Source organism: Kitasatospora sp. NPDC053308 (assembly GCF_055585785.1).
Map to the genome: position 1 here is coordinate 378,639 of NZ_JBVJJY010000002.1, position 11,860 is coordinate 390,498.

Sequence of the window (11,860 nt, forward strand, 5' to 3'; positions counted from 1 at the left end):
GGCCGGGCGCCGGTCTGTTCGGGAGGGGGCCGCCGGGCTGGGCCGGCGACACGGATGTCGGTCGGTCGGGATCGTCCGAGCTGTCCCAGCTGTCCGAGCTGTCCGAGCCGTCCGAGCCGTCCGATCGGGGCCGTCGGTGACCGTCCGGGCTGTCCGAGCCGTCCGTGACCGTTCGCGAAGTCTGCCCGGAACGGTCCGGGCTGCCCGCGACTGACAGGCTCCCTGCACGTTCTTGCGCGCTATTGAGCGAACGGACTATAAACGACTCATCTTCGATCATTCGCGTGCTGCGAACGCTGCATCGGCGCGTGAAGCCGTCGAGCCCGTTCGAGTCCCCTGCAGGAGGACACCGTGACCCATGTCGCCGACGAGATCGCCAGCCAGCCGCAGTGCTGGCGCCGCGCGCTGGACCTGACTCCGCCTGGACTGCCCGGGCCCGGTGAGCGGGTGGCCGTGGTGGGCTGCGGAACGTCGCTGTACATCGCCCAGGCCTACGCCGCGCTGCGCGAGGGCGCGGGCCTGGGGGAGACCGACGCCTTCGCCGCCTCCGAGTTCCCCGCCGACCGGGCGTACGACCGGGTCCTGGCCATCAGCCGTTCCGGCACCACGACCGAGGTGCTGACCGCGCTCTCGCGGGCCGCCGACACCCCGACCACGGCCCTCACCGGCGTCCCGGACGCTCCGATCAGCGCCGTCGCCGGGACGGTGATCGACCTGGGGTTCGCCGACGAGACGTCCGTCGTGCAGACCAGGTTCGCCACCACGGCCCTGGTCCTGCTGCGCGCCCACCTCGAGGCCGTCCCGGCCGATCTGCCCGACCAGGCCGAGCGCGCCCTGCTCGCCCCGCTGCCCGAAGGCGCCGCCGAAGCGCGCCAGTTCACCTTCCTCGGCACCGGCTGGACGGTCGGCCTCGCCAACGAGGCCGCGCTCAAGCTCCGCGAGGCCTCCGGCTCCTGGACCGAGTCCTACCCGGCGATGGAGTACCGGCACGGCCCGATCAGCGTCAGCGGTCCCGACAGCGTCGTGTGGTTCTTCGGTGAGCCGCCGACGGGCCTGCTGGAGCAGGTCCTCGCGACCGGAGCCGCCGCCTCGGTGTCGCCGCTGGACCCGCTGGCCGACCTGGTCCGCGCCCAGCGCCTCGCGGTGGACCTCGCCACCGGCCGCGGCCTTGACCCCGACCGGCCGCGCAACCTGGCCCGGTCGATCATCCTGACCGCCTCATGACCGGGCGGGGACACGGCGCGGTCACGTCCGCGCAGCGCGGCGGCACGTTCACGACCGGGCGAACACGCGGCCCGTACGCCGTTGGGCGAGCAGGCGGTACGAACGGTGCTGTGGCATGACGGTCATCGCACTCGACGTCGGCGGCACCCAGATCAAGGCGGGCGTGCTGGCCGAGGACGGCTCCCTGATCCACAGCGAGCGGCGGTTCACCCGGGCCGAGCGCGGTCCGGACGCCGTCCTGGACACCGTTGTGGCCTGCGCCGTCGACCTCGCCCGGGAGTTCGCGCCGACGGCGGCGGGCATCGCGGTGCCCGGCATCGTCGACGAGGCGTCAGGGACGTCCGTGTTCTCCGCCAACCTCGGCTGGCGACGGCTCCCCGTGCGCGAGTGGCTGGAGGAGGCGCTGGAGCTCCCGGTCGCCTTCGGCCACGACGTCCGGGCCGGCGGCCTGGCCGAAGCCCGGCTCGGGGCGGGTCGGGACTGCCGCTCCTTCCTGTTCGTCCCGGTCGGCACCGGCATCGCCTCGGCGATCATGCTCGACGGAAGGGCCGTGACCGGCCGGGGTGGCGCCGGAGAGCTCGGTCACCTCGCGGTGCGACCCGGAGGGGAGCCCTGCCCCTGCGGCGGCCGCGGCTGCCTGGAGACCGTCGCGTCGGCCTCGGCCATCGCCCGCCGCTACGGTGCCGCCGCCGGGGCCGCCGGGCTCAGCGCCGAGGACGTCCGGCGGCGCGCCGAATCCGGTGACGCGGTCGCGGCCTCGGTGTGGCGCGAGGCCGTCGACGCGCTCGCCGACGGCCTGAGCGCCGCCACCGCCCTCCTCGACCCCGAGCGGATCGTCATCGGCGGCGGCCTGGCCAGGGCCGGGGCCCCGTACTTCGACCCGCTCCGGGCCGCCCTGGCCGAACGGTCGACCTACCGGACGGCACCTCCGGTCGTCCCGGCGGAACTCGGGCACCAGGCCGGATGCCTGGGAGCGGCCCTGCTCGCCCAGGACCTCGCCAGAGGCCTCGCCGGGGGCCGTGCCGGGGGCCGTGCCAGGGGCCGTGCCGACGGGCCCGACCGGGGGCTCGGCGGGGACCCGGAGCGGGGCCGCGTCGACGGGCTCGACCGGGGCCCCGCCGGGGACCCGGACCGGGCCGGGCAGCCGGCGGCGCGGGCCCGGCGGCTCCACCCGGTACCACGTCAGACCGGTGGCGAGGTCGAGGAATGATCCTCACCGTCACGCTGAACGCCGCGCTCGACGTCACCTACCGGCTCCCCGGTCTCCGCCCCCACGCGAGCAACCGCGTGCGCGAGACGGACGCGCGGGCCGGCGGCAAGGGCGTCAACGTCTCCCGGGTCCTGCACGCCCTCGGCCACGACACCGTCGTCACCGGCCTGGCGGGCGGAGCGACCGGCGAGACGGTGCGCGCGGAACTCGCCGAAGCCGGGATCGCCGAGCGACTGCTCCCGATCGCGGGCGAGACCCGCCGGACGGTGACCGTGGTGGACGAGGAGCAGGGCGACGCCACCGTCCTGCTGGAACCCGGGCCGGTCGTCACCCCGGCCGAGTGGGCGCGCTTCATCGACCGGTACGACCGACTGCTCGCCCGGGCCGCGGCCGTCGTGCTCTCCGGCAGCCTTCCCGGCGGTCTGCCCGCCGACGCCTACGCCGTCCTGGTCCGTCGCGCCCGTGCCCGCCGCGTGCCCGCCGTCCTCGACGCCGACGGCGAGGCCCTGCGCGCGGGCCTCGCCGAGGCGCCCGCCGTCGTCAAACCCAACGCCCACGAGCTCGCCGCGGCCGGCGGCACCGACGACCCCCGCGCCGGTGCCGAGGCGCTGCGCGCGGCGGGCGCCCGGGCCGTGGTCGCCTCCCTCGGCCCGGCCGGACTCATCGCCTGCACGCCGCAGGGCAGTTGGGCCGCCCGGCCACCCGAGGCGATCGCCGGCAACCCCACCGGCGCGGGTGACGCGGCGGTCGCCGCCCTCGCGCTGGGGCTGGTCGCCGGAACGCCCTGGCCCGAGCGCCTCGTCCGGGCGGTGGCCCTGTCCGCCGCCGCCGTCGCCGCGCCCCTCGCCGGCGACTTCGACCCCGCCGTCCACCGCCGGCTGCTCGGTCGCGTGGCCGCCGAGCGACTCCCCGCACGCACTGGAGAATCCCCATGCCCCTGACCGGTACCGGCCGGATCGTCACCGCCGCCAGCAAGGACGGGCGCGGCGTCGGCGCGTTCAACGTCATCCAGCTCGAGCACGCCCAGGCCATCGTCGCGGGCGCCGAGGCCGCCGGGGCGCCGGTGATCCTCCAGCTCAGCGAGAACGCCGTGCGCTACCACGGCGGACTCGGCGCGATCGGGGCGGCGGTCCTCGCCGTCGCCGAATCCGCCCGGGTGCCCGTCGCCGTCCACCTCGACCACGCCACCTCCGCCGAGCTGGTCCACCAAGCCGTCGACCTGGGCTTCTCCTCGGTCATGTTCGACGCCTCCGTACTGCCGTACGCGGAGAACGTGCGGACCACCGCCGAGGTGGTCGCCCATTGCCACGACGTCGGGGTGTGGGTGGAGGCCGAACTCGGGGAAGTCGGCGGCAAGGACGGTGTGCACGCCCCCGGCGCCCGCACCGACCCGGCCGAGGCCGCCGCCTTCACCGCCGCGACCGGTGTGGACGCCCTGGCCGTCGCCGTCGGCACCTCACACGCCATGCTCACCCGCGACGCGGCGCTCGACTTCGAGCTGATCGGCGCCCTGCGGGCCGCCGTGCCGGTCCCCCTGGTGCTGCACGGCTCCTCCGGCGTCGCCGACGCGGACCTCACCACCGCCGTGGAACACGGCATGACCAAGGTCAACATCGCCACCCACCTCAACCGGGTCCTCACCACCGCCGTGCGCGAGGCGCTCGCCGCCGACCCGCACCTCGTCGACACCCGCCGCTACCTCGGAGCCGGACGCTCGGCCGTGGCCGCCGAGGTCACCCGGCTGCTCGACGTGCTCCGGGCGCCCCGCCGGGGCGGGTCCGTGCACACGTTCTGACCCGCCGTGACCGCGCGCCGGTGCGCGCCGGACCCGGGCCGCCCGGCGAGGCGCGATTCCTCCGTGCCGTGCCGGGGGCGAGCGCATCGCCGTCGGGCACCGGTGATCACGGCACGTTCTTCGCCCGGGAGACCGCCCGCACCCCGGGCGACTTCCGCCGCGACCGTGCCGGGCGCAGAGGTGGGCAGCCGGGCAGCCGGGCAGGCGGGCGTCGGTCCGGTGCCGTTTCCGCATCGCTCCGCTGGGCAGTCGCGAGCACCGGAGCACGATGACGGCGCCGAAGGAGAGCCGAAGGAGAGGGGTGGCCGACGTGAAGGCAGTGGTGTTCAAGGGACCGTTCGAAGTGTCGGTCGACGAGGTGCCCGATCCGCGGATCGAGGCGCCGGGGGACGCGATCGTGCGCATCACCACGACCAACATCTGCGGGTCGGACCTGCACATGTACGAGGGGAGGACGGCGGTCGAGGAGGGCAAGGTCCTCGGCCACGAGAACATGGGCGTCGTCGAGGTGACCGGCCCCGGCGTCAACAGGATCGAACCCGGCGACCGGGTGTCCGTGCCGTTCAACATCGCGTGCGGCAGCTGCCGCAACTGCGTGGACGGGCTGACGGCGTTCTGCCTGCGGATGAACCCGGCCGAGGGGGTGGACGGCGCGGCCTACGGCTACGCGAACATGGGCCCCTTCGACGGCGGCCAGGCGGAGTACCTGCGGGTGCCGTACGCGGACTTCAACCTGCTGGAGCTGCCGGCGGGCACCGAGCACGAGAACGACTTCACCATGCTGTCGGACATCTTCCCGACCGGCTGGCACGGCACCGTGCTGGCCGGGATGCGGGCGGGCGACACCGTGGCGGTGTTCGGCGCGGGCCCGGTCGGCCTACTGGCCGCCCACAGCGCGCTGATCCGCGGCGCCGCCCGGGTGTTCGTCGTCGACAAGGAACCCGGCCGGCTGGCCCTGGCCGAGCGGATCGGCGCCGAACCGGTGGACTTCGCCGCGGGCGACCCGGTCGGGCACATCGTCGACGCCACCCACGGAGCCGGCGCGGACTGCGATGTGGAAGCGGTCGGCTACCAGGCCCACGACCCGACCGGCCAGGAGCACCCGGAACTCGTCCTCGACCAGTTGGTCGCCGCGGTCAGGACGACCGGTGGCATCGGGGTGGTCGGTGTCTATGTCCCGGAGGACCCGGACGCGGCCACCGACGGCGCCAAGGAGGGCCGGATCGGCTTCGACTACGGCACCCTCTTCACCAAGGGCCAACGGATGGGCACCGGCCAGTGCCCGGTCAAGCGGTACAACGCCCGCCTGCGCGACCTCATCCTCGCCGGGAAGGCGGAGCCGTCCTTCCTGGTCTCGCACGAGCTGCCGCTCGCGGACGCGCCGCAGGGCTACCGCTGCTTCGACCACCGCGACGACGGTTGGACGAAGGTCCTGCTGCGCCCGACCGCCCTCGCCGCGTGACCGGCGGGGGCCGGCGGACGCCGGCGGGCCGGTGGAGGCCGTCCCTCCCACCCCGAAGGAGGACGACGTGACGGAGCAGGACACGCAGGACATGACGGAGCAGGACATGACCGAGCAGGACGACGAGCGGCTGCTCGCGCTCTACCTCAACGACCACCTCGCCGGCTCCTACGGTGGTGCGGCACTCGCCCGCCGGATCGCTCGCGAACACCCGGACACCCCCGAACTGTGGCGCCTGGCACGGGAGGTCACCGAGGACCGCGACGAACTCGTGAAGCTGATGCGCTCCCTCGGCATCCGGCCGCGATGGCACCGGATGCTGCTGGGCACCGCCGCGGAGAAGGCCGGCCGGTTGAAGCTCAACGGACGAGTGGTCCGCCGGTCGCCGCTCAGCGACCTCCTGGAGACGGAGGCCATGCGGGCGGGCGTCCAGGGCAAGATCGCGCTCTGGCGGGCGCTGCGCGCGGCGACGGCCTCGGACGACCCGCTCGCCGCCAGGCTGCGCCGGCTGCAGGAACGCGCCGAGCGCCAGGCGGATGTCCTGGACGCCCGCCAGGCCGAGGCCGCCGCCCGGGTCCTACGGTCGGCGGGTGCGGGCGCCCGCCCGGCCGCGCGACGCTGACACGGCCGCCTGGCGTCGGCGGTCGCGGGTGCCCGGACGGCGCAGCGCACGCGGGAGCCCGGCCGGGTCCGGGGGCCGTGCGTCCGTGCGGCGCGTCCCTGCGGGGCGCCCGCGCGATGTGCCCGTCCGGCCTGCCCGTTCAGTGCCGGTTCCGTTCCGTGCCGGTTCACTGGGGGAGCACGCGTCGGCCGGCACCACGACGGAGGGTGCGCGGGGTGGCGTTGCGGCGGTAGGCGGCGAGGAGTCCGGTGGGGTCAGCGCGAGACCGGCCCGGGTGCCGGGCCCCTGGGGTAGTCGTCCGGACTCGGCCGGAGTCCGGCCACGCGGCCGCCCTCGCGCACCACGGCCTCGAAGTGTTCTGCGACCGCCTCCTCGCACGCGTCCGCCCGCCGGACAACGACGACGACGTCGCGCTCCTGGCCCTGCGCGTGCCCCGCGGTGACCGCGACCGCGGGTGACCCGGTAGGACCGACCGCGGCGGGTGCCGGTCAGTGGTGGTGAGGGTCGGTGGCGGTGCTCTCGCCGGTGGTCTCGGGGGTGTTCCTGTCGCCGTTCTTCTCGCGCCGGGTCTCATCGGCGGGCCGGATCTCGGCGGCGGGTCGTGTCGGCTCGGCTCGTCCCGCGTCGGCGGGGTGTTCCTCGTCCTCGAACGACACGTCGACGCGTTGTTCGGGGCGGCGCTCCTCCTGCCGGGCGACGGAGGACAGGACGGCCTCGTCGGCGTCCGTGAGCGGCGGCTGCAGCAGGCTGCGCGGCCACAGCCGACGGCTGAGCACGACATTGGTCTCGGCCGCGTAGACGGTGACCTGCGCGGCGAGGTAGAGCCAGAAGAGCAGGCCGATCACGGTCGCGAAGAAGCCGTAGACCTGGCTCGCGTGCCGCAGCTCGTGGGTGACCAGGACCGAGCCGACGGCCTGGAGCGCGGTGAACAGCGGCCCCGCGATCGCACAGCCGGGCCACAGCGCCCGGGTGGGGACCTCACGCGGGGTGAGCACCCGGAAGCAGGCCAGGCACAGGGCCGTGTTCAGCAGGGCCGAGACGATCAGCCCCCCGATCCGGGCGGGCGCCCCGCCGAGCGCGCTGCCGACCAGCGAGGCGGTGGCGGTGCCCAGCACCAGTCCGGTGCCCAGGACGGCGAACAGCAGCAGGCTGCGCGCCAGCCGCGGCCAGTAGCCGGGCCGTTGCACCCCGGGGATGTTCCACACCTCGGCCATCGCGTGCTGGAGGACCTGCGCGATCCCGAGCGCACCGTAGAGCATGCCGAGTGCGCCGATCACGACGGCCACGCCGCTGCCCTGCAGCGAGTGGACGTTCTGCCGCAGTTGGTCGCCGATGATCGGGAAGTCGGCGAGCGCGGAGTCCACCACCGAGCGCTGCGCGCCGGGGTGGCCGTGCAGGACGAAGCCGAGAACGGTGCTCAGCAGGAGCAGGAGCGGGATCAGCGCGACGAAGCCGTAGTAGGTGATCAGGGCGGACAGCAGCCCGCCCCGGTCGTCCCCGTACTTGCGCACCACCCCGACCACCACGCCGGTGGCCCGGTGACGCTGCTGGAAGCGGTCCACGGCCCGCAGGGCCCGTTCGATCGGATTCACGCGCAGCGTCTGCCCCGGTCGTGGCGGTCGACACCCCTCAGCGCCGGGGCCGGGCCGGTCGACCCGGCCCCGGCCGCGGGGTGCCCCGCGGTAAGCGCCGGGCGGGCGTTACTTGTCGGGCTGCTCGGCCACGCAGAGGATGTTCCCTTCGCAGTCCTTGAACCAGGCAGCGCGCAGACCGTCGCTGCCCTCGGCGACGCCGTCGACGGTCTTCAGGCCCGGGAAGTCGTACTCCTCGAACGTGATGCCGCGGGCGCGCAGCGCCGACATCTCGCTGTCGAGGTCGGCGACTTTGAAGCTGGCCAGGGTGTGCGCGGCCTGACCGCCGCTCGGTGTCTCGTACATCCCGAAACGGGTACCGCCGCTCTCGAAGGTGAGGTCCTCGGGGGTCTCCTCGACGAGCTTCAGGCCCAGGGTGTCGGTGTAGAAGGCCTTGGCCCGCGCACGATCGGCGACGGGGATCATGGCCAGCACGGGTGCGTCTCCCAGCATGGTGATTCGCCTCCTCCTGCTTCCAGGCTAGGTACCTCGCGACGGGTGTGCCCACGGCGGGACCGGCCGACTTCGCGGTGTGCCGGGCGGGTCGCGGGGTGTGACGCGGGCTGCCACCGGCCGCGGCCTGTCACCGGCCGTGCGTCGGGTCGGCCGTCCGGTCGTGCGTCGGGTCAGGCCGCCGAGGACGGCTCCCTGCGGGCGCGGGCGGAGACGGCGGCCCGGGCGATGGCGGAGGAGGACGACGCCGCACGGGTCGCGGAGACGGTGGCGGCGTTGGGGGGTGAGGGGTAGGGGAGGCGGGAGTGCGGAGCCGGGCGTCAGCGCGGGGACGGACGCCCGGTCGGAGGGGGAGGAGGAACTCCGGACCGGGGGAGGAGCACGCGGGGTCACGCCGTCCGGGCGATCAGGACCGGCTGGGGGAACCGGGTTTCGGTGGGTGACCCTGGCCGGCCTCGGCGGTGAGCAGGTGGGGCAGCGCGTCGTCGGCGCAGACGACGACGTCGAACCGGGCGTCGGGGGAACGGAAGCCCGCGGCCGTGAAGTCGTCGTAGCAGCGAGCGACGAGGGAACCGCTCAGGGCGCTATTCTCGCCGGGCGCGTCGGTGCGCTGAGCGGTTTCCGACGGTCCGGGCCGCCCGGCCCGACCGGGTCAGGGAGGGGACGTCACGTGGAGCACGCGCGGGACCGGCCGCCCGGTCCGGAGGCGTCGCCGGTCGGGCTGCCCGAGGGGTCCTGGTGGGACTGGGACGTCTTCTCCTGGCGCCCCGGCGAGCTGCGCCTGGCGGCCGGCCATGACCTCTGCTACCACCACGGCCTGGAGCTGGTCTTCGCCGACCCGCTCCTCGTCCAGTGCCCGGCGTCCTTCCAGGACCCGGTCTTCCGCGCGGCCACGCCCGGGGAGCGGCAGCGGGTCGAGCGGCAGTGCGGCGAGCCGCCGGGCGTGCTGGCGGCCTTCGAGGCGGACGGCGGCGGAGCGGAGCCGGTGACCGGGCTGATCGCCGCCGGGAGCCTGGAGGTGCGGCTCGGGCTGGTCCTGCGGTACGACGGGGGCGCGGAATCCGGTGGCCGGACGGCACCGTCGCCGGGATGATGCGGACATGCGCACCTTCGAAGAACTGATCGCCGAGGCCGAGAGCGTGTCCGTGGACGGCTGGGACTTCTCCTGGCTTCAGGGCCGGGCCAGCGAGGAACGCCCGTCCTGGGGCTACCAGCGGCTGCTGTCCGAGCGGCTCGGCACGGCCACGGCGGTGCTGGACGTCCAGACCGGCGGCGGCGAGGTGCTGGCCGGAGCCCTGCGGCTCGCCGAGCCGCGCGGCGCGCTCCCGCGCGTCGTGGCGGCCACCGAGTCCTGGCCGCCGAACGTCGCCCGTGCGACGCGGCTGCTGCACCCGCTCGGCGCGGTGGTCGTCGCGGACCAGGACGAGCCGCCGCTGCCGTTCGGCGACGAGGCCTTCGACCTGGTCAGCAGCCGGCACCCGGTGCGGGCCTGGTGGTCGGAGATCGCCCGGGTGCTGCGCCCCGGCGGCCGGTACTTCGCCCAGCACGTGGGACCGGCGTCCGTCTTCGAGCTGGTCGAGTACTTCCTGGGGCCGCAGCCGGAGGCCCGCGAGGGCCGCCGCCCCGAGGTGGAGAGCGCGCAGGCCCGGGACGCCGGACTGGAGGTGGTGGACCTGCGCTCCGAGCGGCTGCGCATGGAGTTCCAGGACATCGGCGCGGTGGTGTACTTCCTGCGGAAGGTCGTCTGGATGGTCCCGGGCTTCACCGTGGCCGCCCACCTCGGCCGGCTGCGCGAGCTGGACGCCCGGATCCGCGCCGAGGGACCGTTCGTCGCCCACTCGGCGCGGTTCCTGATCGAGGCGCGGAAGCCGTAGCGGCACCGGAGGCCGCCGCCCGTGGTGACGTGCCCGGCGCCGGAGCGGGTAGGTTGGCTGGCCGTCGGTGGCTACGGGGTCGGAAGGTGATGGGTGATGGTCGCGCGGGCGGTGGTGGACTGTGCGCTCTACGAGGACGGGCGACGGCTGCCGGGCGACGTCGAGTTGTCCCAGGTGCTGCGGCGGATAGGGGAGGCGCCGGGCCGGTTCGTCTGGATCGGTCTGTACGAGCCCTCCGCGGATCAGTTCGCGCAGATCGCGGCGGCCTTCGAGCTGCACCCGCTGGCGGTGGAGGACGCCGTGGGCGCGCACCAGCGGCCGAAGCTGGAGCGGTACGGGGACACGTTGTTCCTGGTGCTGAAGACGATCACCTACGTCGAGCACGACAGGGTGACGGCGACCAGCGAGATCGTGGACACCGGCGAGATCATGGTGTTCGCGGGACCGGGCTTCGCGATCGTGGTCCGGCACGGCAGCGCGAAGTCGCTGGTGGGGGTGCGCAAGGACCTGGAGGCCGCACCGGAGTTGCTGGCGCTCGGGCCGGCGGCCGTCCTGCACGCGGTGGCCGACCACGTGGTGGACCAGTACCTGGAGGCGGCGGAGGCCTTCGAGCGGGACGTCGAGGAGCTGGAGTCCGCGGTGTTCTCGCAGGAGCGCACCGACGACTCCGGCCGGATCTACCAACTCAAGCGTGAACTCCTGGAGTTCAAGCGGGCCGTGCTGCCGCTGGGCCCGCCGCTGCAGCGGCTGTCCGAGGGGTCGGTGCCGCAGGTGCCGGGCGGCATCGCGGCGTACCTGCGGGACGTCGCCGACCACCACGCGCAGGCGAAGGAGCGGATCATCGCCTTGGGCGAGCTGGTGGACAGCATCCTGGCGGCGAGCATCGGGCGCCTGTCGCTGCAGCAGAACACCGACATGCGCCGGATCAGCGCGTGGGCGGCCCTGGCGGCGGTGCCGACCCTGGTGGCCGGCATCTACGGGATGAACTTCGACACCATGCCGGAGCTGCACTGGACCCTGGGCTACCCGGCGGTGCTGCTGTTCATCGTCACGGTGTGCGTGTTCATCTTCCGGGCGTTCCGCCGCAACGACTGGCTCTGACCCGGTGGTCACCGCACCACCGCGACGGGTTTAGACTTGGCGCGGTTGTGAAGGCACCTCGTTCGGTGAGGCGTCGCCACGGACACAGGCCACTGACCCCACGACGTCGAGAGACGCCCAGGTTCAGGACAGGTCTCCCCGGCCTAAGGGGTGACCCCAAGTGGCTGCACCGTCGAGGTGCTACGCCGTGGCGTGCCAAAGCTCTGACGAGATCAGGGGTGCTCTCCCGCGCCGGTGGGGCGGTTCGGTCCCGGCACGGCGCGGTGGATCCTCCTGGTGGCCGTTTCCGGGTCGACGCCGCAGTGCGTCCAGGCGGCGAGGAGGTGAGAGCCGTGGAGTGCAGTAGTCCGGGCCGAAGTCGGCCCCGCTCCGGGATGTTCTCGTCCGCTCCTGACGCCCGCCGCTTCTCCGTTCGCACGCCTCCCCGGTCCTCCCGCACCGCTCGCCGCTGAGCCGCGGGCCGCTCCCGGGGCCGGTCGGCGTGTGCC

Annotated in this window: 11 protein-coding genes and 1 riboswitch; of the genes, 9 read left to right on the top strand and 2 right to left on the bottom strand. The window is 74.6% G+C overall.

Annotated features, from left to right (window positions below; translation table 11 throughout):
* Positions 1 to 351: 351 nt before the first annotated feature.
* The 6 genes from ACZ6Y7_RS06995 to ACZ6Y7_RS07020 all read left to right on the top strand — a co-directional run bounded on the left by ACZ6Y7_RS06995 (position 352) and on the right by ACZ6Y7_RS07020 (position 6,313).
* Positions 352 to 1,224 carry an SIS domain-containing protein gene (locus tag ACZ6Y7_RS06995; protein WP_465756793.1) on the top strand — a complete coding sequence of 291 codons (873 nt, stop codon included), beginning with the start codon at positions 352 to 354 and terminating at the stop codon, positions 1,222 to 1,224.
* Between the two features lie 115 nt (positions 1,225 to 1,339).
* Positions 1,340 to 2,434 carry an ROK family protein gene (locus ACZ6Y7_RS07000; protein WP_465756794.1) on the top strand — a complete coding sequence of 365 codons (1,095 nt, stop codon included), beginning with the start codon at positions 1,340 to 1,342 and terminating at the stop codon, positions 2,432 to 2,434.
* Positions 2,431 to 3,375 (top strand): 1-phosphofructokinase family hexose kinase, encoded by a 945-nt coding sequence (locus ACZ6Y7_RS07005; RefSeq protein WP_465756795.1) that lies wholly within the window; start codon positions 2,431 to 2,433, stop codon positions 3,373 to 3,375. Before ACZ6Y7_RS07000 ends, ACZ6Y7_RS07005 begins: the two co-directional genes overlap by 4 nt.
* The gene (locus ACZ6Y7_RS07010) at positions 3,366 to 4,229 is read left to right on the top strand and encodes a class II fructose-bisphosphate aldolase (protein WP_465756796.1); all 864 of its coding nucleotides are present in this window, start codon (positions 3,366 to 3,368) and stop codon (positions 4,227 to 4,229) included. Before ACZ6Y7_RS07005 ends, ACZ6Y7_RS07010 begins: the two co-directional genes overlap by 10 nt.
* Before the next feature lie 310 nt (positions 4,230 to 4,539).
* Complete coding sequence (locus ACZ6Y7_RS07015; protein ID WP_465757009.1) at positions 4,540 to 5,691, top strand: glutathione-independent formaldehyde dehydrogenase; 1,152 nt, start codon at positions 4,540 to 4,542, stop codon at positions 5,689 to 5,691.
* A 67-nt stretch (positions 5,692 to 5,758) separates the two neighbouring features.
* Positions 5,759 to 6,313 carry a hypothetical protein gene (locus tag ACZ6Y7_RS07020; protein ID WP_465756797.1) on the top strand — a complete coding sequence of 185 codons (555 nt, stop codon included), beginning with the start codon at positions 5,759 to 5,761 and terminating at the stop codon, positions 6,311 to 6,313.
* 488 nt (positions 6,314 to 6,801) lie between these two features.
* Here the strand turns inward: ACZ6Y7_RS07020 and ACZ6Y7_RS07025 are convergent, their stop codons facing one another.
* Positions 6,802 to 7,905: a YihY/virulence factor BrkB family protein gene (locus ACZ6Y7_RS07025; protein ID WP_465756798.1), complete on the bottom strand. Its 1,104-nt coding sequence runs from the start codon at positions 7,903 to 7,905 to the stop codon at positions 6,802 to 6,804.
* 108 nt (positions 7,906 to 8,013) lie between these two features.
* Entirely contained in the window at positions 8,014 to 8,397 is a 384-nt protein-coding gene (locus tag ACZ6Y7_RS07030; protein WP_465756799.1) for a VOC family protein, read from the bottom strand.
* A 670-nt stretch (positions 8,398 to 9,067) separates the two neighbouring features.
* Between ACZ6Y7_RS07030 and ACZ6Y7_RS07035 the strand changes: the two genes are divergently transcribed.
* The 3 genes from ACZ6Y7_RS07035 to ACZ6Y7_RS07045 all read left to right on the top strand — a co-directional run bounded on the left by ACZ6Y7_RS07035 (position 9,068) and on the right by ACZ6Y7_RS07045 (position 11,372).
* Positions 9,068 to 9,490, top strand: coding sequence for a hypothetical protein (locus tag ACZ6Y7_RS07035; RefSeq protein ID WP_465756800.1), 423 nt, complete (start codon positions 9,068 to 9,070; stop codon positions 9,488 to 9,490).
* A 7-nt stretch (positions 9,491 to 9,497) separates the two neighbouring features.
* Positions 9,498 to 10,271 carry a class I SAM-dependent methyltransferase gene (locus ACZ6Y7_RS07040; RefSeq protein ID WP_465756801.1) on the top strand — a complete coding sequence of 258 codons (774 nt, stop codon included), beginning with the start codon at positions 9,498 to 9,500 and terminating at the stop codon, positions 10,269 to 10,271.
* A gap of 96 nt (positions 10,272 to 10,367) precedes the next feature.
* Positions 10,368 to 11,372: a magnesium and cobalt transport protein CorA gene (locus tag ACZ6Y7_RS07045; protein ID WP_465756802.1), complete on the top strand. Its 1,005-nt coding sequence runs from the start codon at positions 10,368 to 10,370 to the stop codon at positions 11,370 to 11,372.
* 50 nt (positions 11,373 to 11,422) lie between these two features.
* Positions 11,423 to 11,597, top strand: a riboswitch (M-box (ykoK) riboswitch).
* Positions 11,598 to 11,860: the final 263 nt, after the last annotated feature.